A 21,310-nucleotide genomic window follows, 5' to 3' on the forward strand; every position below is an offset into this window, starting at 1 on the left:
CCATGAGCAAACCCGTACCGCACGAGCGCAACGCCTATCCCTACCTGCGCGACATCACCACCCGCTGGATGGACAACGACGTCTACGGTCACGTCAACAACGTCATCTACTACAGCTGGTTCGACACCGTGGTCAACGGCTGGCTGCTGGAGCAGAACGTGCTCGACTTCGAGCGCAGTCCTGCAGTCGGCCTGGTGGTCGATACCCATTGTAGCTACTTTTCGTCCATCGCTTTCCCCGACCTGGTGCGCGCCGGGCTGCGCGTGGCGAGCCTGGGTACTTCAAGCGTTCGTTATGAAGTGGGGCTGTTCGCCAATGGCAACAACGAGGCTTCGGCGCAGGGTCACTTCGTCCACGTCTATGTTGATCGCGTGACGCGCCGGCCGGTGGCGCTACCTGAATCCTTGCGCCGCGCGCTGGAGAGCATCGAGGTGGCGTCATGAATACCTTGTGCAAGCTTGTCCTGGGCTGCGTTGCGCTTGCCGTTCCACTGGTGCAGGCGCAGTCGGTCAAACCCAACATCCTGGTGATCTGGGGCGACGACATTGGCTGGCAGAACGTGAGTGCGTACGGCATGGGCACCATGGGCTACACCACGCCGAATATCGACCAGATCGGCATGCAGGGCATCCGTTTCACCGATCACTACGGGCAGCCCTCCTGCACGGCCGGTCGCGCGGCGTTCATCACCGGCCAGTACCCGATTCGTTCCGGGATGACCACCGTGGGTCAGCCGGGCGACAAGCTCGGCCTGCAAGCCGCCTCGCCAAGCCTGGCCGAAGTATTGAAAGAGGCGGGTTACCGCACTGGCCAGTTCGGCAAGAATCACCTCGGCGACAACAATCCCAACTTGCCGACGGTGCATGGCTTCGACGAGTTTTTCGGCAACCTGTACCACCTCAATACCGAGGAACAGCGTGAATACGCGGACTACCAGAATTTCGCCAAGGCCTATCCCGGCGGACCGCAGGCCTACGCCACAAAATTCGCCACCCGTGACGTGCTGCACAGCTTCGCCAGCGACAAGGACGACACGACGTCAGACCCACGATTTGGCTTGGTCGGCAAACAGACCATCGAGGACACCGGGCCGCTGACGACCCAGCGCATGGAAGATTTCGACGGGGCCGAAGTGATCCCCCATGCGCTGGACTTCATGCGCAAAGCCAAGAGCGACGACAAGCCGTTCTTCGTCTGGCTCAACACCAGCCGCATGCACCTGTACACCCACCTCAACGACAAGTGGCGACATGCCGCCGCCCCGTACACCCACGAAGACGACATGCAAGGCAGCGGCATGCTGCAGCACGACCATGACATCGGCCAGGTGCTCGACTTCCTCAAGCGCAACGGCCTGGATGACAACACCATCGTCTGGTACTCCACCGACAATGGCCCGGAACATTCCTCCTGGCCCCATGGCGCCACGACCCCCTTCCGTGGCGAGAAGATGACCACCTACGAAGGCGGCGTGCGCGTACCCTCGATGTTGCGCTGGCCGGGTGTGATCAAGCCGGGCCAGATCAAGAATGGCATCCAGGCGCACCAGGACATGTTCACCACCCTGGCCGCGGCGGCGGGTGTGCCGGACGTGGTCGAGCGCATGAAAGTGCAGAAAAAGCAGTACATCGATGGCATCAACAACCTCGACTACTGGACCGGCAAGGCGCCGGAAAGCGCGCGTACCAGCCTCTTCTACTACATCGAGAGCAAGTTGACCGCCGTACGCATCGGCCCGTGGAAGCTGCACTTCTCAACCAAGGAGGACTACTACGCGCCGATCAAGGCGCTGTTTGCACCGCTGATGTTCAACCTGCGCAGCGACCCGTTCGAAAGCTACGACAGCAATGATTCCTACGGCCACATGATCCAGAAGTCGTCGTGGATCTCGGCACCGATGAGCGAGCTGATCGGCGCACACCTGAAGTCCCTGGCCGAGTACCCGCCGGTGCAGGCGGCCAAGTCGTTCGACCGATCGAACCTGGTGCAGGACTTCCTGAGGAGTCAGCACAAGCCACAGTGAAGAATGGAATCCGGCGGGTCCCACGCAACCCCACGAAGTGGCTGTGCTCCGTCCACCCCAAAGGAGGGGGGTAAATGCCCGGAGCACCTCTCTATCGTGGACGCGCTTTACTCGCTGCCCGAGATCGAGGCATGGCTCAACAACGGGCCGCCCCTCCCCCAACAGGAACAACACGATGAAAGAAGCCGTCATCCTTTCCACCGCCCGCACGCCAATCGGCAAGGCGTTTCGCGGTGCATTCAATGTCACCACTGCCCCGACCATGGCCAGTTTCGCCATTCGCGCCGCGGTCGAGCGCGCCGGTATCGAGGCGGGTGAAATCGAAGACCTGGTGATGGGCACCGGCATGCCCGCCGGCACTGCCGGCTGGAACCTGGGGCGCATGAGCGCATTGGCCGCGGGCCTGCCGCTGACGGTCAGCGGCCAGACCCTGGATCGCCAGTGTGCTTCGGGCTTGATGGCCATCGCCACCGCCGCCAAGCAAATCATGGTCGACGGCATGCAGGTGACCGTCGGTGCGGGCCAGGAACACATCAGCCTGGTGCAAAATCGCCATATGGAATGGGTCGGCAGCCAGCACGACGAAAGCGTCCTGCGCAACGTCCCCCTGGCCTACATGCCAATGCTGCAAACCGCTGAATGGGTGGCCAAGCGCTACGGCATCAGCCGCGAAGCACAGGACCTCTACAGCCTGCAATCGCAACAGCGCACCTTTGCAGCGCAACAGGCTGGTTTGTTCCGCCAGGAAATTGTGCCGGTCAAGGTGACCAGGCAGGTGCAGGACAAAACCAGCGGCGAGGTGCGCCAGGAACAGGTCAACTTGAGCCTGGATGAAGGTAATCGCCCACAAACGAGCCTTGAAGACCTGAGCAACCTCAAACCGGTGATCGAAGGCGGCTGTATCACCGCCGGCAACGCCAGCCAATTGTCCGATGGCGCCAGTGCCTGCGTGTTGATGGACGCGCGCCTGGCCGAACAGCGCAACCTGCAACCGCTGGGTGTGTATCGGGGCATCGCGGTGGCGGGTCTGGCGCCCGAGGAAATGGGCATTGGTCCGGTGCTGGCCGTGCCAAAACTACTGAAGCAGCACGGGCTGAAAGTCGATGACATCGGCCTCTGGGAACTCAACGAAGCATTTGCCTGCCAGGTGCTGTATTGCCGCGACAAACTGGGCATCGACAACGACAGGCTCAACGTCAACGGCGGCGCGATCTCCATCGGTCACCCGTACGGCATGAGCGGCTCGCGCATGGTCGGTCATGCCTTGCTGGAGGGTAAACGCCGTGGCGTGAAATACGTGGTCGTGACCATGTGCGTGGGTGGCGGCATGGGGGCGGCCGGGTTGTTCGAGGTGCTGTGAGAGTGTGCCGTCCTTATCGCCAGAACGCCTTGCTGGCGAAGAACGATAACGCGGTGCAACAGATACACCGCAGCGCCTGGTTCAACCTGTAGGAGCCAGGCTTGCCGGCGAAGAACGATAACGCGGTACACCAGACAGACCGCGTTGCCCGGTTCGCCGGCAAGCCTGGCTCCTACAAGCGAAGAACGATAACGCGATGCAACAGATACACCGCAGCGTCTGGTTCGCCTGTAGGAGCCAGGCTTGCCGGCGAACAACGATAACGCGGTGCAACAGACACACCGCAGCGTCTGGTTCGCCGGCAAGCCTGGCTCCTACAGGCGAAAAAACGATAACGCGGTACAACAGATGGTGAGAGAAACCATCAACACTCGAAACGGCTCAACGTGGTGTACGTATCAAACGCCTGATAACGCGAATGTCGATCACGCATGATCTTGATCATCGCAATCTGCGGATCACTGGAGAACACCAGGCGACCACCGCTGGCCACCAGGTGGTCCAACAGCCGTTCTTTCTCCCCCACCAACCCTTCCGGATTGCGATCGTTGGCCGTCGTCACGTCCAGGCGCAACCAGTGGGTACCGGGAATCAGGTCACCGGCAAACACCACCGGCCCGCCGGGCATGGTGATTTCCGGGATCAATTGCCCTGGCGTGTAACCATCGCTGAAGTGGAACTGCCAACCATCACCGAGCTCTTTGCAGCGGGCGTCATCGACCAGCACCAGCCGACCACTGCCCTGCAACCTGCGCACGATCTGGCGGACGAATAAAGCGCGATCATGGGGATGGTTGTGAAGAGCACGGGACCAATGGCGCTCCCCGGTAATGTAATGCGCAGCAGGAAACAGCAAGCGCGGTGTATTGCCCTCTTCGATCGCCGCACTCAGTTCAGGCGTCAGTTGCGCATGCAAGTGCGTCAGCACCACCGCATTGATGTCGCCTTCGGCCAGGCCCTGTTGCGCCAGGCTGTCGAGCAATCCCGGGGGATGTTTCTGGCAGCTGCAGGTCCGTCGCAGCGGCGCCAGCAAGGCGCTGGCACCGGCCAGCACCAGGATATTCTTGCCCCCTTGCTGTACCAAAAGGCCACGCGAGGCCAGGTCCACCAGGTTGTCCTGGTCAGGCTTGATCCAGTCAGCCCACAACTGCCGCGGCGTATTGCCGAACATCACGCCACCATCAAGCTTGCGACTGCTACCGGCCAGAGTGGATAAACAACGGTTCACGACAGACACCTCTTCGAATTCGCCCCACCTTTGCAGAACGTGCGGGTTTTATGAGGCTTGAAGAATAATCCTCCTTCACGCCGACGCCCCCACCCTTGTGGAGTGGGTCCCGGACGGATCACTGGCCAACACGCTCACATCCTCTCCAAAGCTGCGGCCCTGTCATCAATAGCCAAGTAACTGTCGTCAAATGCGAAGCGCCCCCCCAGCACAGGCTTTTTAATGGAGCTACAAACTCTGGCAATTGCGCCGACGGATGCGACCGTGGCCTCTGAGTCACGAGTTGCCTGGTACGCCTGGCAGGAGCATAACAAGATGAAATTCGTGAAAAGTCTTCTGGCCGCCATCCCCCTCATGGGGCTGGCCATCGATGCCCACGCCTATGTATCGAGCCAGGAAGCCGCCCGGCTGGGCACCAGCCTGACGGGAGTGGGTGCAGAACAGGCCGGCAATGCCGACGGTTCCATTCCGCCCTACAGCGGTGGCCTGACCACGGCCCCCGCAAGTTTCAAGGCCGGCGACAGCATGCGCCCTGACCCCTTTGCCCACGAAAAACCGCTGCTGGTGATCAACGGCAAGAACGTCGATGCGTACAAAGGCATGCTCACCGCCACCACCGTCGCGCTGGCCCGGCGCTACCCCGGCTTTCGCGTCGACGTGTATCCGACCCACCGCACCGCATCGCTGCCACAGGCGGTACTGGACAACAGCCGCACGAATGCCACCAACGCCCGAGCCCTCGAGGGCGGAACGGCCATCGACAATGTGATGCCCGGGGTGCCGTTTCCGATCCCGCAGTCGGGCGCCGAAGCAATGTGGAACTTCCTGCTGCGCTACCAGGGCGTCAACATCCATTCCAAGTACGACTCCTGGAGCGTCGACACGGCGGGCGTGCCGAGCCTGGCGGTCACCGGCGAGGCCTACGTGTCCTTCCCGATCTACGAGAACATGTCGAAGCCGTTCAGCAGCTCGGACATTTATTATCAGTTGAAATTGTCCTATACCGGGCCTGCGCGCCGAGCCGGCGAGTCGATCATGCTCAAGAACGCCACCAATGCCACGGAGTTTCCTGGCCGCGCCTGGCAGTACATGCCCGCCCAGCGCCGGGTCAAACAGATTTCGATCCTGGCCTACGACACGCCCAACCCCGGCACCGCCCGTGCACTCGAGCTGTACGACTGGACGCTGGTGGGCAAGCGGGAAATGATCGTGCCCTACAACACCTACAAACTCACCTACGCCCGCGAAGCCAAATCGCTGACCACCCCCAATTTCGTTTCCCCGGATTACGTGCGCTGGGAAAAGCACCGGGTCTACGTGGTGGAGGGCAATCTCAAGCCCGGCGCCAAGCACATCTACCAGAAGCGCCGCTTTTACCTGGATGAAGATACCTGGGCCGCGGTGGCCTCCGATCAGTACGACACCAGTGGCCAGCTGTATCGTGGCTCCTTCGCTTTCTTCAGCCAGAGCTATGACCAACAAGTCCCGGATGCCACTCCGTTCATGACGTACGACCTGTCGCGTGGCACCTACAACATCAATGGCGTGGTGGGCCCCCACGGCGGCATCAAATACATCGAGCCGCTATCGACGGCGCAGTGGGTGCCGGAGTCCATGGCGGGGGCCGGTATTCGTTAGGTTTCAACAACGTTGAACGATCCCGTGCGCACCTCGCCGCTGCGCACGTAACGGTTGATCAACACGCCGCCAGGGGTGCTGGTCGAATGCTCCAACGTGAAGGCCGACGCGTGTGCGTTATCGTCGAACAGGCGCTTGCCGTGCCCGAGGACGACGGGAAACGTCATCAGCCGGAGCTCATCCACCAACCCCGCTGCCAGCAATTGGCGCACCAGGTCGGCGCTGCCCTGGGTCAACAGGTGGGCGCCGTCCTGTTCCTTGAGCGTGCGTATGGCGTCGACGAAGTTGCCCTGCAGTGCATGGCTGTTGTGCCATTCAAGCGTATCGGGGTGATGGGTGGCCACATGCTTGGGCACCGCGTTGAACAGGTCGGCGATGTAGTTGTGCGCCCCAGCGTTTATCCGCGGCCAGTACGCCGCGAATATGTCGTAGGTGCGACGTCCCAGCAGCAACTCGAAGGGCTGTGAGAACAGATCCCGTATGGCCTGGCCAGAGGTCTCATCCGAGTAAGGCACTATCCAGCCACCGAAGCGGAATTGGCCGCTGGTGTCTTCGTCAGGCCCGCCGGGCGCTTGAATGACGCCATCCAGACTGATGAAAGCGGCAACGATGAGCTTGCGCATAGGTTTCTCCTGATGCTGTCCCTGACCCATAGTCGAACGGGACTCTGCGAAATCGACAGCAGTTGCTCGTATTGCTCACACGACATACTGTTTTAACCCTGCGCGATCGTAAGCGTTCAACGCCATCACTACACACTATGGGGTCCATCTCGTGAGCAAAGCGTCTTATGTTCCTCCCAAGGTCTGGAAACACAATGCGCCCTCTGGCGGCGAGTTTGCCAATATCAACCGCCCTGTTGCCGGCCCGACCCATGACAAGACGCTGCCGACAGGCAAGCACCCGTTGCAGCTGTATTCGCTGGCGACTCCCAATGGCGTGAAGGTGACCATTCTGCTGGAAGAACTGTTGGCGCTTGGCCATACCGGCGCCGAGTACGACGCCTGGCTGATCCGCATCGGCGAGGGCGAACAGTTCTCCAGCGGCTTTGTCGAGATCAACCCGAACTCGAAGATCCCGGCGCTGCTGGATCGCAGTGTGGAGCCGCCAATCCGCGTCTTCGAATCCGGTTCGATCCTGCTCTACCTGGCGGAGAAATTCGGCGAATTCCTGCCCACCGACCCCGCAGGACGCACCGAAACCCTCAACTGGCTATTCTGGCAAATGGGTTCGGCGCCCTACCTGGGCGGCGGCTTCGGGCATTTCTACGCCTACGCGCCGGAGAAGTACGAATACCCGATTAACCGCTTCACGATGGAGACCAAGCGGCAGCTGGATGTCCTCGACCGCCGGCTTGCGCAAAGCCCTTACCTGGCCGGTGACCGTTACACCATCGCCGACATCGCGGTCTGGCCCTGGTACGGCCAGTTGGTGCGCGACAACGTGTACTCGGCTGCCGAGTTTCTATCGGCCCATCAATACACCCACGTGCAGCGCTGGGCGCAGGAAATCGCCGATCGGCCTGCGGTCCTCCGTGGCCAGCGCGTCAACCGGACGTGGGGGGACGAAGCAACCCAGGTGCCTGAGCGGCATCAGGCTGCTGATCTGGGCTGAAGAGCTGTCCGGCGTTATCGACGCCGGACGCCCCGCAAAAATCAGCACGGTCAGTCGTCGCAAGGTCGACTGGCCGCTTTCAACGTGTCACCTCCCCCCTCATTGGATACCTGACTGCAGGAACTGCCCACTGCGGCCTCACCTTTGAGGTAGCAAGGACGATGACGCCTGCGTGCCGCTCACATTTAAAGACAACATGTTGACATTAATAAATCGTCGAGCGTATTGTCTGCTCCATCGACAAAGCATTCACATCACCATAAAAACAATCAAATCTTGTGAAACAGGTGCTTGCAATGAGACAGACCGAAAAAATGACGTCAGCTATCCATCCTACCAAAATTTGGTGTGATGCGATTAATGACAATATGATGACTTATATCTCTCATAAATTCCTGCCCGACCGTTCGACCGTTTCGCGTGCGTCCAGCGGTCAAGGTTGACCCCCTGCACATGCGGCATGGGGACTGTCTAGCCAAGCAAACCATCACCAGGCAGGAAGAACAGCGATGAGCAATGTCATTCTTGAAACCCGGGGGCTGACCAAGGAGTTCAATGGCTTCACGGCCGTGGACTCGGTCGATCTTCAAGTGCAGGAGGGGCATATCCATGCCCTGATCGGCCCTAACGGCGCCGGCAAATCCACGGTATTCAACCTGCTGACCCACTTCCTGCCAGCCACCCGCGGCGCGGTGCTGTATCAAGGAAAAGCCATCGGCAAGCTCGCGCCCAACAGGATCGCCCGCCTGGGGCTGGTGCGCTCCTTCCAGATATCGGCGGTGTTCGGCCAGATGAGCGTGTTGGAAAACGTCCGCGTCGCCCTGCAACGGGAGCTCGGCACGTCCTTCCATTTCTGGAAAGCCGCCAACTCCCTCGACCACCTCAACCAGCGCGCCATGCACCTGCTTGAACAAGTCGACCTGCAGGACTTCGCCCTGCACAAGACCGCCGAACTGCCCTACGGGCGCAAGCGTGCACTGGAACTGGCCACGACCCTGGCCCTGGAACCCAAGGTGATGTTGCTCGATGAACCCACCCAGGGCATGGGTCACGAGGACGTCGAGCGGGTGGTTGAACTGATCCGCAAGGTCGCGGTGGGCCGCACGGTGTTGATGGTCGAGCACAACCTGCGCGTCGTCAGCAGCCTGTGCCATCGCATCACCGTCCTGGCCCGCGGCAGCGTATTGGCCGAAGGCGACTACGCCAGCGTATCGGCCAACCCGCAGGTACGCGAAGCCTATATGGGCAAGGAGGCTGGGCATGTCTGACGTACAGAATCCACCACGCGAACAACTGCGCCTGGCCAACGTGCATGCCTTCTACGGCGAGTCGCACATCCTTCACGGCGTCGACATGACGGTCAATCGCGGTGAACTGGTCACCCTGCTCGGCCGCAACGGCGCCGGCCGCAGCACCATCCTGAAATCGATCATGGGCATGGTCGGCCGCCGCAGCGGCTCGATCTGCATCAACGGCCAGGAGACCGTGAAGACCGCCGCGCACCAGATCGCCCGTCTTGGCGTGGGGTTCTGCCCGGAAGAGCGCGGCATCTTCGCCAGCCTGAACGTGGAAGAGAACCTCATGCTGCCGCCAACCGTGGCCACGGGCGGCATGTCGCTCGAGGAAATCTTCGACATGTTCCCCAACCTCCACGAGCGCCGCAAAAGCCAAGGCACGCGCCTGTCCGGCGGCGAGCAACAGATGCTGGCCATGGCCCGGATCCTGCGCACCGGGGCGAACCTGTTGCTGCTCGACGAGATCACCGAAGGCCTGGCCCCGGTGATCGTCGAGCGCCTGGGCGAAGTGCTGGTGGAGCTCAAGCGCCGGGGCATCACCATCGTCCTGGTGGAGCAGAACTTCCGCTTCGCCGCGCCCCTGGCCGATCGTCATTACCTGATCGAACACGGTCAGGTCGTCGAACACTTCAGCGCCGCGGAACTGGACGGCAAACGCGATCAACTGAACGCCATGCTTGGCGTTTGACCCTGCTGTAAACGACCCATAACAACAATTAGCGTGCTCTCAAGCCGTGGAGATTCGCATGTCAGCAGCATTCAACTTCAGTACCGCCCTGATGGCCCGGGCGATCACCGCCAGCCTGTTTTGCGGCCTGCTCGCCAGCACCGCGCAGGCCAGCATCAGCGACAATGAGATTCGCATCGGCTACCTCGATGACCTCAGCGGCCCCTACAGCGATCTCGCCGGCCCCGGCGGCCTGGAAGCCATACGCATGGCCATCGAGGACATGGGCGGCAAGATCGGCCAGGACAAAATCGAGCTGTTTTCCGCCGACCACAAGAACAACGCCGACCTGGGCGCCAACATCAGCCGCGAGTGGATCGACCAGCGCAATGTCGACCTGATCGCCGGACTCAACGCCTCACCGGTGGCCATCGCCGTCACCCGCCTGGTCGAAGAAAAGAAACGCTTTGCCATCGTCTCCACCGCCGCCGCTGCCAGCCTGACCAACGAATATTGCACGCCCAACCACCTGCATTACGTATACGACACCTACTCGGTCTCCAACGGTGCGGCCAAGGCCATCGTCGCCAGCGGCGGTGACACCTGGTACATGCTCAGCGCCGACTACGCCTTCGGCCACGCCATGGAGGCGCAAGTGTCGAAGGCGGTGGTCGAGAACGGCGGTACAATCATCGGCAAGGCCAACCACCCGTTCCAGACCAGCGATTTTTCCTCGTACATCCTGCAAGCCCAGGCCTCCGGCGCCAAGATCATCGGCCTGGCCAGCGCCGGCTCCGACCTGGTCAATGCCATCTCCACCGCCAAGCAATTTGGCCTGATGGAAGCCGGCCAGACCCTGGCCAGCCTCATGGTGTTCATCACCGACATCAAGGCCATCGGGCTGCCGACGGCCCAGGGCACGAAGTTCGTTTCAGGCTGGTACTGGGACATGAACGATGAATCCCGCGCCTGGGCCAAGCGCTACTTCGAGCGCACCCAGCGCATGCCGACCATGGTTCAGGCGGGCATGTACTCGAGCACTTACCAGTACCTCAAGGCGGTGCAAGCCACCGGCTCCGACGACCCGCAGACCGTGCGCGAGTACATGATCAAGACCCCGATCAACGACATGTTCACTAAAAACGGTCGGGTTCGGGTCGATGGCCGCATGGTGCATGACATGTACCTGGCCCAGGTCAAGGCACCCGAGGAATCCACGGGCGAGTGGGATCTGTTCAAGATCCTCGGCACGATCCCGGCGGACGAAGCTTTCCTGCCGCTTTCACAAAGCAAGTGCAAGCTCGTGACGGCCGATCAGAAAGTCGCCAGCACGTTACGCCCCTGACCAAACCCGAGGACGACTGACATGACCATGCTATTGGGGGTACCCCTGGCAGCCCTGTTCGGCCAATTATTGCTCGGCCTGATCAATGGCGCGTTCTATGCGCTGTTGAGCCTGGGCCTGGCGGTGATCTTTGGCCTGCTGCGCATCATCAACTTCGCCCACGGCGCGCAATACATGATCGGCGCCTTCGCCGCGCTGCTGTTGCTCAAGTACCTGAACGTGAACTATTGGGCGGCGCTGTTCCTGGTGCCGCTGCTGATCGGCGCCCTGGGCATAGTGATCGAGCGCCTGCTGCTGCGGCGCATCGCGCACCTGGATCATCTCTATGGCCTGCTGCTGACCTTCGGCCTGGCCATGATTATCGAAGGCAGCTTCATCAACCTGTTCGGCGTGTCCGGCAGCAATTACCCGATCCCGCCGGCGCTGCAAGGCGGTTTCAAGCTGGACTTCATGTTCCTGCCGGCCTACCGCGCCTGGGTGCTGGCGGCTGGCCTGGGGATGTGCCTGTTCACCTGGTACGTGATCGAGAAAACGCGCCTGGGTGCCTACCTGCGCGCTGGCACCGAAAAGCCGGCGCTGATGCAGGCCTTCGGGGTCAACGTGCCGCTACTGACTACCCTCACCTACGGTTTCAGCGTGGCCTTGGCGGCTTTCGCCGGTGTGTTGGCGGCGCCGATCTACTCGGTGTCGCCGACCATGGGCTCCAACCTGTTGATCGTGGTGTTCGCGGTGGTGGTCATCGGCGGCATGGGTTCGATCATGGGGGCGATCCTCACCGGGCTCGCCATGGGCCTGATCGAAGGCCTGACCAAGGTGTTCTGGCCCGAATCATCCGGCACGGTGATTTTCCTGGTGATGATCCTGGTACTGCTGGTACGCCCCAACGGTCTGTTCGGAAAGGAGGCGTAAGCCCATGAACACTCAATCTCTGCTGACCTTCGCGCAACAGCGCGGGATCCGTGAACGACGCCAGCTCAACACCTTGTACATCGCCCTGATCGCGGTCGGCTTGATCGCCCCCTGGGTCGCTTACCCTGTATTCCTGATGAAGCTTTTGTGCTTCGGCCTGTTTGCCTGCTCGTTCAACCTGCTGCTGGGCTATACCGGCCTGCTGTCCTTCGGGCATGCCGCGTTCCTCGCCGCTGGCGGCTACAGCACCGGTTATCTGTTGAGCCAACACCCGGGCATCGGACCGGAACTGGCGATCATCGGCGGAACTGCCGCTGCCGCGCTGGTCGGTGCGCTGTTCGGTGCATTGGCGATACGCAGGCAGGGCATCTATTTCGCGATGATCACCCTGGCCCTCGCGCAACTGCTGTACTTCCTGTTCCTCAAGGCCCCCTTCACCGGTGGCGAAGACGGCCTGCACGGCATCAGTCGCGGCAAGCTGCTGGGGTTCATTGACCTGGCGGACAACCACGCCATGTACTACTTCGTACTGGCCATCACCGTGCTGGGCTTCGCCCTGGCCAAGCGCGTGGTGCACTCGCCTTTCGGGCAGATCCTGCAGGCGATCCGCGAGAACGAAGACCGCGCCACGTCGCTGGGCTACAACGTCACGCGGTATAAATGGCTGGCCTTTGTCATTTCATCGGGCATTGCCGGCCTTGCCGGTTCCACCAAGGCCGTGGTGTTTCAGCTGGCGACCTTGTCGGATGCGCACTGGCACATGTCCGGCGAAGTGGTGCTGATGACCTTGCTCGGCGGCGTCGGCACCCTGCTCGGCCCTTTCGTCGGCGCCGGCATCGTCATCTCGCTGCAACACCTGCTGGCGCAATCGCCACTGGGTACCTGGGGCACGCCGATCCTTGGCTGCATTTTCGTGCTCTGCGTACTCTGCTTCCGTTCCGGTGTAGTCGGATCGATCAAGCTGCTTGTGAAGAAGAATTTCAAGTGATCCCATTGATCAGCGATAAGGACATGACCATGAACACCTCCGCCGTCTGGACGCCGTCCGCCGATTTCATTGGTCGCACGCGCCTGCACCAGTGGATGCAGGAAGTGCGCGAGCCTGACTATGACGCCTTCATCGAGCGCTCCACAAACGATCCACAATGGTTCGCCAGCGCCTTGGAGAAGGCCCTGGGCATTGTCTGGGACCAGCCTTATCAAACGCCGCTCAATGCCGCGGGCGGCATCAAGCATCCGCGCTGGTACGAGGGCGGCCGGCTCAACATCCTGCGCACGGCGCTGGAACGCTGGGCTGTCGACCCCGAGCACGCACAGAAAGCCGCGTTGATCTGGGAAGGCGAAGACGGCCAGTGCCTTGAAGTGAGCTACGGCGAGCTGGCGCGACGGGTCGACAACGTCGCCCAGGGCCTGAGCGAACTGGGCGTGGTCAGCGGTGACCGCGTCGCCATTTTCATGCCGATGCTGATCGAGACCGTGGTCGCGTTGTTGGCGGTGGTCAAGCTCGGCGCGATCTTCACGCCCGCCTTCTCCGGCTATGGCGCCGAAGCCCTGGCCACGCGCATCGAAGCCTGCGGAGCCAAGCTGCTGATCACCGCCGACGGCTTCATGCGCCGCGGCAGGGTGATCGCCATGAAGGAAGAGGCCGACAAGGCCGCCGCACTGAGCCCGTCCCTGGAAAAAGTCGTGGTGGTGCGACGCCTCGGCCGCAACATCCCCTGGCACCCGACCCGCGACCTGGACTTTGCCACCCTGCAAGCCTGCGACGGCAGCCAGTGCCCGACAGCGGTCATGGACAGCCAGGCTCCGATGATGATCATCTACACCTCCGGCACCACCGGCAAGCCCAAGGGCGCGGTGCATACCCACGGCGGATTCCCGCTCAAGGCGGCGCTGGATGTCGGTTTGTGCATGGATGTCGGGCAGAACGACCGGCTGTTCTGGATCACTGACATGGGCTGGCTGACCGGCCCGGTGGTGGTCTTCGGCAGCCTGATCAACGGTGCCTGCGCCGTGATCTATGAAGGCTCGCCGGACTACCCACAAGCAGACCGGGTGTGGAAACTCGGCGCACGCCACCACGCCACGCACATCGGCGTATCCCCTACCCTCGTCCGCTCGCTGATGCAGCATGGCGAAGCCATTGCCCAAGGTCATGACCTGAGTGCCCTGCGCACCTTCACCTCAACCGGCGAGCCCTGGAACCCGGAGCCCTGGCTGTGGTTATTCAACACCGTAGGTCAGGGCCGTTATCCGATCATCAACTACGCCGGCGGCACCGAAATTGGCGGCGGCATCCTGACCAACGTGCTGATCAAGCCGATCGCCCCGGTGACCTTCAACAGCCGCATGCCGGGCATGGCGGCTGACGTTTGCGATACTCAGGGTCAGCCGGTTCGCCAGGCATTGGGCGAGCTGGTGCTGCGCCAGCCGTGGATCGGCATGACCCAGAGTTTCTGGCAGGAACCCCAGCGCTATGCAGACTCGTACTTCAACCGTTTCCCTGAAACCTGGGTGCACGGTGACTGGGCGATCATCGATGACGAAGGTTTCTGGACCATCACCGGTCGCTCCGATGACACCCTGAACGTGGCCGGCAAGCGCATCGGTCCTGCGGAAATGGAATCGATCCTGGTCAGCCACGCCCAGGTGCTTGAGGCCGGGGCCATCGGCGTTCCCGACGAAATCAAGGGTGAAGCCCCTGTGTGTTTCGTGGTGCTCCATCCAGGCAGCGAACCGACCCCCGAGCTGGAAACCGAACTGCTTGGCCTGATCGGCGCCCGACTGGGCAAGGCGATGCGTCCCAAGCAATTGCATTACGTCAGCGAGCTGCCCAAGACCCGCAACGGCAAGGTCATGCGCCGGGTGATACGCGCCGCTTACCTGGGCCAGGACGCGGGCGACCTTACGTCAATGGAAAATCCCGCCGCCCTTGACGTCATCAGTCGCTGCCACCTGCAACCTGTATCAACGGGAGCCTGAACATGAACCCGACGCAACGTACCGTGGTGGTCACCGGTGCCGCCCAGGGCATCGGCCTGGCGATTGCCCGGGCCTTCGCCGCCCAGGGTGATTTCGTGGCCTTGTGCGACGTCAACCTGGCGGCCGCCGAACAGGCCGCGAGCAGCTTGCCCAGCGCCCGCGCCTTTGCGCTGGACGTCACCAGCGAGGCGCAGATCGTCGCCTTTTATGAGCAACTGCTGGCGGAGCACGGCGCCGTGGATGTGCTGGTGAACAATGCCGGGCTGCAGCACATCGCGCCCGTGCAGGACTTCCCGCTGAGCCAATGGAACACCCTGTTGGCCGTGATGCTGACGGGGCCTTTCCTGATGTGCAAACACGCCCTGCCGGGCATGCTCGAACAGCAGAGTGGGCGCATCATCAATATCGCTTCGGTGCACGGCAAACTGGCCTCGCCCTACAAGAGCGCCTACGTTGCCGCCAAACACGGCCTGATCGGCCTGACCCGAACCCTGGCCCTTGAGACCGTAAATCGAGGGATCACCGCCAACGCCATTTTGCCCGGCGCCGTGCGCACTTCCCTGGTGGAAAACCAGCTGCCGCAACTGGCGGCCCAGGACCACATCAGCGAAGATGAAGCGCTGCAACGCCACATCCTGGCGCGCCAACCGCTCAAGCGCCTGCTCGAACCCAGCGAAATCGGCGACAGCGCCGTGTACCTCGCCTCCCACGCTGCGCGCGCCATTACCGGCGAGTCGCTTAGCGTGGCCGGCGGCTGGTGACCGGCATGGATTTCGCCGCGCTCGCCGGCCACCGGTTCGCGCAATGCCAATGGTCGTTCGAAGCCGAACGCGTTTCGGCCCTGAATCAGGCCATTGGCATTCCCCCTTACATCAATCTGCCGCCAACCCTCGTCTACAGTGCCGACATGGACCAGGGCGTGGTCGAGCAGCTGTTCACCTTGACCGGGCTTGAGGCCCATCAACTGCTGCATGGCGAACAACACTTCCACTATCACCAGCCATTGCGGCCAGGCCATGTGTACCGCAGCAGCGCGCACCTGAGCGAGGTCATCAACAAGCCGCGTTTCAGCCTGCTGCACAAGCAAACCCGGTTGATGGCCCCGGACGGTTCGCTGGCTTGCGAGATGCTCAGTATTTATGTCGCTGTCCCGCAACCGGGCGCGCCCAACGCCGGACCGACGCTCGATACACACGATTCGCCGGCACGCATCGCCCCCGAGATCAGCCGCGAGCAAATCCACGCATTTGCCAGCGCCTCGGGGGATCACAACCGCGTCCACCTGGAACCGGCCATTGCGCAGAAAGCCGGGCACCCGGACGTGTTTGCCCAGGGCATGCTCGGCATGGGCCTGCTCGGCAGCCTGCTGCCCGGCTCGCGCCTGCGCCGTTTTGGCGTGCGCTTCCTGTCGCCCATTGCCCTGGGCGATCACCCAAGGCTGTACCTGTCAGGCAGCACTCGCCGCAACCTGATACTGGCCAACGAGAACAATCGCATTCGCATCAGAGGCTACGCCGAACTCGACTGAACCGCGCATAATCGGAGAAGATCCATGCATGTAGACAACGCCATACGCTCCCGCAAATCGGTCCGCCGCTTCCTGCCCATGGGTATTTCCAGGCCGGTGATCGAACATATCCTCAAGGTGGCCTCCCGGGCGCCCAGCGGCAACAACGTGCAGCCGTGGCATGTCCATGTGCTGACCGGCGATGCCAAGCAGGCGCTGTGTGCCGATATCCTGGCGTCCACCGGCCAAGCCGGCCAGCATGATCCTGAATACCAGTATTACCCGGACAACTGGTTCGAACCCTATCAGGGCCGTCGTCGCGCCTCCGGTTATGGCCTGTATGAAGCGCTCGGCATCGACCGCAACGACCGGGAGGCCCGCGAGCATCAGAACCTGCGCAACTTTCATTTCTTCGATGCCCCGGTCGGCCTGTTGATCAGCCTCGATCGCCGACTCAATACCGGCAGCTACATCGACCTGGGCATGTTCATCCAGAACATCATGCTCGCCGCTCGCGGCCAGGGCTTGCACACCTGCCCCCAGGCCGCGTTCGCCTGGTATCACCAGATCGTGCGCCGGCATGTGCCTCTGGCGGATGAGGACATCCTGGTCTGCGGCATCGCACTCGGGCATGAGGACCGCGACGCGCCGGAAAACAGCCTGCAGACACAGCGCGAGCCGGTCGCCGCTTTCACGTCCTTCCATGGTTTCACCGAGCACGTGCCTGGATAGCCAGGTACCCGCATAAAAAAGGCGATGGTTGTATGACCATCGCCTTTTTTTGGCTTGCCGCCGGCTTCAGACTGGCCAGGCAAGCATCAGAAAAACGCCTGGATGCCGGTCTGCGCCCGACCGAGGATCAACGCATGCACGTCGTGGGTGCCTTCGTAGGTGTTGACCACTTCCAGATTGACCAGGTGACGGGCCACGCCAAACTCGTCGCTGATGCCATTGCCACCCAACATGTCCCGCGCCAGGCGTGCGATGTCGAGCGACTTGCCGCAGCTGTTGCGCTTCATGATCGAAGTGATTTCAACGGCGGCCGTGCCTTCGTCTTTCATCCGCCCCAGGCGCAGGCAGCCTTGCAGGGCCAGGGTGATTTCGGTCTGCATGTCCGCCAGTTTCTTCTGGATCAACTGGCTGGCAGCCAGCGGGCGACCGAACTGGTTGCGGTCCAGTACGTACTGGCGCGCGGTGTGCCAGCAGTCCTCGGCCGCGCCCAGTGCGCCCCAGGCGATGCCGTAGCGCGCCGAATTCAGGCAGGTGAACGGGCCGCGCAGGCCGCGCACATCCGGGAAGGCGTTCTCTTCGGGGCAGAACACATTGTCCATGACGATTTCGCCGGTAATCGACGCACGCAGCCCGACCTTGCCGTGAATGACCGGCGCGCTCAGGCCCTGCCAGCCCTTCTCCAGGACGAAGCCGCGAATCTGCCCTTCATCGTCCTTGGCCCAGACCACGAACACGTCGGCGATCGGGCTGTTAGTGATCCACATCTTGCTGCCGGTCAGGCGGTAGCCGCCGTCGACTTTTCGTGCCCGGGTGATCATCGAGCCCGGATCGGAGCCATGGTTCGGCTCGGTCAGGCCGAAGCAGCCGATGTAATGACCGCTGGCCAGCTTGGGCAGGTACTTCTGTTTGGTGGCTTCGTTGCCGAATTCATTGATCGGCACCATCACCAGGGAGGACTGCACGCTCATCATCGAGCGATAGCCCGAGTCCACGCGCTCGACTTCCCGGGCGATCAGGCCATAACACACATAGTTCAGGCCGCTGCCGCCGTAGGTTTCGGGAATGGTTGCGCCGAGCAGGCCGGTCTCGCCCATTTCGCGAAAGATCGCAGGGTCCGTCTGCTCGTGACGAAAAGCCTCCAGCACCCGAGGCGCCAGCTTGTCGGCGGCGAACTGCTGGGCACTGTCGCGCACCATGCGCTCTTCTTCGGTGAGTTGCTGATCGAGCAGCAGCGGGTCGATCCAGTTGAAGCTTGCCTTGTTGGCCATGGGTCATTCTCCGGTTGGGTTCTTGTAATGTTGGTCAGTCGAGGCGTTCGATTACGCAGGCAATGCCCTGGCCGAGGCCAATGCACAGGCTGACCAGGGCGAAGCGTGCGTTGCTGCGTTCCAGTTGCCGCACCGCGCTGTAGGCCAGGCGAGCGCCGGAAGCACCGAGTGGGTGGCCGATGGCAATGGCACCACCGTTGGGGTTCAGGCGCGGATCATCGAAGGCCACGCCGAGTTGCCGGGCACAGCCGAGCACTTGTGCGGCAAACGCTTCGTTGATTTCGATCAGGTCCATGTCGGCAAGCGTCAAGCCTGCGCGTTGCAAGGCCTTGGTGCAGGCCGGCACCGGGCCGAGGCCCATCAGGCGTGGTTCGACCCCGGCCACGGCGCCGGCGAGGATGCGCGCGCGAGGCCTGAGGTCGGCCTTTTCGCCAATGGCCCGCGAACCAATCAGCAGCGCTGCCGCGCCATCGTTGATGCCCGAGGCGTTGCCCGCGGTGACAACACCGCCGTTAAACAGCGGTTGCAGGTCGGACAGCGCCTCGAAGTTGCTTTGTGGGCGCGGATGTTCGTCACGGTCGACGATCTTCGGTGGCTGCTTGCGCCCTTGCGGCACTTCGATCGGCAGGATTTCACCGGCCTGGAAACCATCGCGAACGGACGCGTCGAACAGCGCCTGACTGCGCGCGGCATAGAGGTCGGCGTCCTCGCGAGTGATGCCCAGTTCACGGGCGACGTTGTCCGCCGTCTGCGGCATCGAATCGGCACCGAACCCGGACTCTACCTTCGGGTTGGGAAAGCGTGCGCCGATTGAGCTGTCGTACACATGAAAATCACGGGACCATGCGCTTTGCGCCTTGGCCACCACAAACGGCGCACGACTCATGCTCTCAGCGCCACCAGCAATAAACAACTCACCCTCGCCTGAGCGCACGGCACGCGCTGCATCCAGCACGGCGGCCAGGCCGGAGCCACATAGACGATTGACAGTCAGCCCGGCAACGGCCGTCGGCAGGCCGGACAGCAGTGCAACATGACGCGCCAGGTTGCGCCCGTCCTCACCGGCCTGACTGCTGCAGCCGGCGATCAAGTCTTCATAGTCGCGCACGTCGAACGGGTTACGCGCCACCAAGGCACACACCACACTGGCCAGCAGGTCATCCGGGCGCACAGCGGCCAGGGCGCCAGCGTGACGAGCAAAAGGCGAACGCAGGCCATCGTAGATATAGGCGCTCATGCTTGCTCCTCGGGGGTGGTCAGGGGCAGGCCGAGCTGCACACGACGCCGCAGCCAGGAGCTGACCCGGTAGCGCGGCTCCTGATACAGCTCATGCAGTCGGTGCAGGATCTGCTGGATCTGCAAAGCACCGTAATGGTCGCCAAAACCCAGCGGACCATGGGGGTAACCGAGGGCCAACTGCACCGCACGGTCGAGGATCGCGGGTTCGGCGATGCGCCGCTGGGCAATTTCGCAACCCAGGTTGACGATCCCGGCGAGCACGCGCTGGGCGATGAACCCCGGCGAGTCATTGATGACCTCCACTGGAACACCATCGGCACCCAGGGCCTGGCGCGCCTGGGCCAGGACCTGTGGATCGAGCGCCGGTTGGCGCATCAGCACGCGGCGCGTGTCGAAACCGACGAAGGTCTCCAGCGCCAGGCTGCGTCGTGGTGGCAGTCGTTTGCGGGCGATCACGCTGCTGGCATCCTCGCCCAAAGGCGTGACCAGGCAGATGGCGTGCGCACTCGGTTGATCGCCCTGCTCCAGCGCCACGCCGGCAACCGACAGCACCGCAGAGATCCGCTCGCGCATGGTCGAGTCGTCGCAGTCCAGCCAGAACGGCTGGGTGATCGACACCTGCGGATGCGCCGGTTGTGCTTGCTCGACCACGCCACCGTCCTGGTAGCGATAGAAGCCCTGCCCGGTCTTGCGCCCGAGCAAACCACTGGCCAGACGCGGAGGCACCAGCGCCGAAGGGGTGTAGCGCGGGTCCTGGTAAAACTGGGTATGAATCGATTCCATCACCGCATGGGAAATGTCCAGGCCGGTCAGGTCGAACAGTTCGAACGGCCCCATGCGAAAGCCGAGGCTGTCCTTGAGGATGCGATCGATCTGCGCCGGTGTGGCAATCCCCTCGCCGAGGATACGCAAGGCCTCCGGACCAAAGGCCCGCCCGGCATGGTTGACCAGGAAGCCCGGGGAGTCAGGCGTCGTTGCGGCAAAATGTCCGGCGTGCCCGGCCAGCGCCGCCAGGCGTTGAACCACCTGCGGGTCGGTCAGTTCGCCACGGACCACCTCGACGATTTTCATCAGTGGCACCGGGTTGAAGAAGTGAAACCCGGCGACCCGTTCGGGATGCTTGCAAGCACTGGCAATCAGGCTCACTGACAAGGATGAAGTGTTGGTCGCCAGCACCGCATCGGGCCTTACGACTTGCTCCAGCGCGCGGAACAACGACTGCTTGGCCTGGAGGTTTTCCACGATCGCCTCGATCAACACATCACAATCGGCCAAGGCTTCAAGGCTGATGGCCGGGCGCATGCAAGCCAATGCCGTCGCCAGTGCTTCACTGCTCAACTTGCCCTTGGCGGCGGATCGCTCAAGCAACGCGCGATTGGCTTGCAGCGCTTCCTCCGTTGCTTCGCTGCGGCTGTCATACAGCAACACCGGAACGCCCGCGGTGGCGAACAACTGGGCGATTCCCCGGCCCATGGCACCGCTGCCGATCACACCGATCTGTCT

At 62.4% G+C, this 21,310-nt stretch carries 19 protein-coding genes; 14 read left to right on the top strand and 5 right to left on the bottom strand.

Annotated elements, in window-relative coordinates:
* Window positions 1-2: 2 nt before the first annotated feature.
* The 3 genes from OH720_RS16615 to OH720_RS16625 all read left to right on the top strand — a co-directional run bounded on the left by OH720_RS16615 (window position 3) and on the right by OH720_RS16625 (window position 3,383).
* A complete protein-coding gene (locus tag OH720_RS16615; RefSeq protein WP_272602054.1) occupies window positions 3-443 on the top strand; it encodes an acyl-CoA thioesterase in 441 nt (146 codons plus the stop codon).
* Window positions 440-2,023 carry an arylsulfatase gene (locus OH720_RS16620; RefSeq protein ID WP_272602055.1) on the top strand — a complete coding sequence of 528 codons (1,584 nt, stop codon included), beginning with the start codon at window positions 440-442 and terminating at the stop codon, window positions 2,021-2,023. Before OH720_RS16615 ends, OH720_RS16620 begins: the two co-directional genes overlap by 4 nt.
* A gap of 175 nt (window positions 2,024-2,198) precedes the next feature.
* Window positions 2,199-3,383, top strand: coding sequence for an acetyl-CoA C-acyltransferase (locus OH720_RS16625; RefSeq protein ID WP_272602056.1), 1,185 nt, complete (start codon window positions 2,199-2,201; stop codon window positions 3,381-3,383).
* Between the two features lie 364 nt (window positions 3,384-3,747).
* Here the strand turns inward: OH720_RS16625 and OH720_RS16630 are convergent, their stop codons facing one another.
* Window positions 3,748-4,611, bottom strand: coding sequence for an MBL fold metallo-hydrolase (locus OH720_RS16630; RefSeq protein WP_272602057.1), 864 nt, complete (start codon window positions 4,609-4,611; stop codon window positions 3,748-3,750).
* 315 nt (window positions 4,612-4,926) lie between these two features.
* Between OH720_RS16630 and OH720_RS16635 the strand changes: the two genes are divergently transcribed.
* Complete coding sequence (locus OH720_RS16635) at window positions 4,927-6,249, top strand: DUF1329 domain-containing protein (protein ID WP_272602058.1); 1,323 nt, start codon at window positions 4,927-4,929, stop codon at window positions 6,247-6,249.
* On the opposite strand, the gene OH720_RS16640 is transcribed toward OH720_RS16635, so the two are convergent.
* Window positions 6,246-6,872 (bottom strand): dihydrofolate reductase family protein, encoded by a 627-nt coding sequence (locus OH720_RS16640; protein WP_272602059.1) that lies wholly within the window; start codon window positions 6,870-6,872, stop codon window positions 6,246-6,248. The two genes, OH720_RS16635 and OH720_RS16640, sit on opposite strands and share 4 nt — an antisense overlap.
* A gap of 151 nt (window positions 6,873-7,023) precedes the next feature.
* On the opposite strand from OH720_RS16640, the gene yghU reads away from it, so the two are divergent.
* The 10 genes from yghU (at window position 7,024) to OH720_RS16690 (ending at window position 17,300) form a co-directional block, all read left to right on the top strand.
* A complete protein-coding gene (yghU, locus tag OH720_RS16645) occupies window positions 7,024-7,863 on the top strand; it encodes a glutathione-dependent disulfide-bond oxidoreductase (RefSeq protein WP_272602060.1) in 840 nt (279 codons plus the stop codon).
* Between the two features lie 509 nt (window positions 7,864-8,372).
* On the top strand, window positions 8,373-9,131 hold the full coding sequence (locus tag OH720_RS16650; RefSeq protein WP_272602061.1) for an ABC transporter ATP-binding protein: 759 nt from the start codon (window positions 8,373-8,375) through the stop codon (window positions 9,129-9,131).
* Window positions 9,124-9,846: an ABC transporter ATP-binding protein gene (locus tag OH720_RS16655; RefSeq protein ID WP_272602062.1), complete on the top strand. Its 723-nt coding sequence runs from the start codon at window positions 9,124-9,126 to the stop codon at window positions 9,844-9,846. Before OH720_RS16650 ends, OH720_RS16655 begins: the two co-directional genes overlap by 8 nt.
* Before the next feature lie 58 nt (window positions 9,847-9,904).
* The gene (locus OH720_RS16660) at window positions 9,905-11,170 is read left to right on the top strand and encodes an ABC transporter substrate-binding protein (RefSeq protein ID WP_272602063.1); all 1,266 of its coding nucleotides are present in this window, start codon (window positions 9,905-9,907) and stop codon (window positions 11,168-11,170) included.
* A gap of 21 nt (window positions 11,171-11,191) precedes the next feature.
* The gene (locus tag OH720_RS16665) at window positions 11,192-12,079 is read left to right on the top strand and encodes a branched-chain amino acid ABC transporter permease (RefSeq protein ID WP_272602064.1); all 888 of its coding nucleotides are present in this window, start codon (window positions 11,192-11,194) and stop codon (window positions 12,077-12,079) included.
* A gap of 4 nt (window positions 12,080-12,083) precedes the next feature.
* Window positions 12,084-13,067, top strand: coding sequence for a branched-chain amino acid ABC transporter permease (locus OH720_RS16670; protein WP_272602065.1), 984 nt, complete (start codon window positions 12,084-12,086; stop codon window positions 13,065-13,067).
* 29 nt (window positions 13,068-13,096) lie between these two features.
* Complete coding sequence (locus OH720_RS16675; RefSeq protein WP_272602066.1) at window positions 13,097-15,061, top strand: AMP-binding protein; 1,965 nt, start codon at window positions 13,097-13,099, stop codon at window positions 15,059-15,061.
* Window positions 15,062-15,063: 2 nt separating this feature from the next.
* Entirely contained in the window at window positions 15,064-15,822 is a 759-nt protein-coding gene (locus OH720_RS16680; RefSeq protein WP_272602067.1) for a 3-hydroxybutyrate dehydrogenase, read from the top strand.
* 5 nt (window positions 15,823-15,827) lie between these two features.
* Window positions 15,828-16,589, top strand: coding sequence for an FAS1-like dehydratase domain-containing protein (locus tag OH720_RS16685; protein WP_272602068.1), 762 nt, complete (start codon window positions 15,828-15,830; stop codon window positions 16,587-16,589).
* A gap of 24 nt (window positions 16,590-16,613) precedes the next feature.
* Window positions 16,614-17,300 (top strand): nitroreductase, encoded by a 687-nt coding sequence (locus tag OH720_RS16690; RefSeq protein WP_272602069.1) that lies wholly within the window; start codon window positions 16,614-16,616, stop codon window positions 17,298-17,300.
* Between the two features lie 86 nt (window positions 17,301-17,386).
* Here the strand turns inward: OH720_RS16690 and OH720_RS16695 are convergent, their stop codons facing one another.
* From OH720_RS16695 to OH720_RS16705, 3 genes are read right to left on the bottom strand one after another with little or no spacing between them, the layout of a single operon-like run.
* Window positions 17,387-18,568: an acyl-CoA dehydrogenase gene (locus OH720_RS16695; protein ID WP_272602070.1), complete on the bottom strand. Its 1,182-nt coding sequence runs from the start codon at window positions 18,566-18,568 to the stop codon at window positions 17,387-17,389.
* A 34-nt stretch (window positions 18,569-18,602) separates the two neighbouring features.
* Window positions 18,603-19,805 (bottom strand): 3-oxoadipyl-CoA thiolase, encoded by a 1,203-nt coding sequence (locus OH720_RS16700; protein WP_272602071.1) that lies wholly within the window; start codon window positions 19,803-19,805, stop codon window positions 18,603-18,605.
* Entirely contained in the window at window positions 19,802-21,280 is a 1,479-nt protein-coding gene (locus OH720_RS16705) for a 3-hydroxyacyl-CoA dehydrogenase (protein ID WP_272606466.1), read from the bottom strand. The genes OH720_RS16700 and OH720_RS16705 overlap by 4 nt, the downstream gene beginning before the upstream one ends.
* Window positions 21,281-21,310 lie beyond the last annotated feature (30 nt).

Origin of the sequence: Pseudomonas sp. WJP1, from assembly GCF_028471945.1 — a bacterium.
Lineage (GTDB): Bacteria > Pseudomonadota > Gammaproteobacteria > Pseudomonadales > Pseudomonadaceae > Aquipseudomonas.

Bases quoted from the DNA above. Each gene is read 5' to 3' on its own strand.
- OH720_RS16615 (WP_272602054.1), top strand. From the start codon at position 3: ATGAGCAAACCCGTACCGCACGAGCGCAACGCCTATCCCTACCTGCGC.
- OH720_RS16620 (WP_272602055.1), top strand. From the start codon at position 440: ATGAATACCTTGTGCAAGCTTGTCCTGGGCTGCGTTGCGCTTGCCGTT.
- OH720_RS16625 (WP_272602056.1), top strand. From the start codon at position 2,199: ATGAAAGAAGCCGTCATCCTTTCCACCGCCCGCACGCCAATCGGCAAG.
- OH720_RS16635 (WP_272602058.1), top strand. From the start codon at position 4,927: ATGAAATTCGTGAAAAGTCTTCTGGCCGCCATCCCCCTCATGGGGCTG.
- OH720_RS16640 (WP_272602059.1), bottom strand. From the start codon at position 6,872: ATGCGCAAGCTCATCGTTGCCGCTTTCATCAGTCTGGATGGCGTCATT.
- OH720_RS16650 (WP_272602061.1), top strand. From the start codon at position 8,373: ATGAGCAATGTCATTCTTGAAACCCGGGGGCTGACCAAGGAGTTCAAT.
- OH720_RS16655 (WP_272602062.1), top strand. From the start codon at position 9,124: ATGTCTGACGTACAGAATCCACCACGCGAACAACTGCGCCTGGCCAAC.
- OH720_RS16660 (WP_272602063.1), top strand. From the start codon at position 9,905: ATGTCAGCAGCATTCAACTTCAGTACCGCCCTGATGGCCCGGGCGATC.
- OH720_RS16665 (WP_272602064.1), top strand. From the start codon at position 11,192: ATGACCATGCTATTGGGGGTACCCCTGGCAGCCCTGTTCGGCCAATTA.
- OH720_RS16670 (WP_272602065.1), top strand. From the start codon at position 12,084: ATGAACACTCAATCTCTGCTGACCTTCGCGCAACAGCGCGGGATCCGT.
- OH720_RS16675 (WP_272602066.1), top strand. From the start codon at position 13,097: ATGAACACCTCCGCCGTCTGGACGCCGTCCGCCGATTTCATTGGTCGC.
- OH720_RS16680 (WP_272602067.1), top strand. From the start codon at position 15,064: ATGAACCCGACGCAACGTACCGTGGTGGTCACCGGTGCCGCCCAGGGC.
- OH720_RS16685 (WP_272602068.1), top strand. From the start codon at position 15,828: ATGGATTTCGCCGCGCTCGCCGGCCACCGGTTCGCGCAATGCCAATGG.
- OH720_RS16690 (WP_272602069.1), top strand. From the start codon at position 16,614: ATGCATGTAGACAACGCCATACGCTCCCGCAAATCGGTCCGCCGCTTC.
- OH720_RS16695 (WP_272602070.1), bottom strand. From the start codon at position 18,568: ATGGCCAACAAGGCAAGCTTCAACTGGATCGACCCGCTGCTGCTCGAT.
- OH720_RS16700 (WP_272602071.1), bottom strand. From the start codon at position 19,805: ATGAGCGCCTATATCTACGATGGCCTGCGTTCGCCTTTTGCTCGTCAC.
- OH720_RS16705 (WP_272606466.1), bottom strand. From the start codon at position 21,280: ATGGGCCGGGGAATCGCCCAGTTGTTCGCCACCGCGGGCGTTCCGGTG.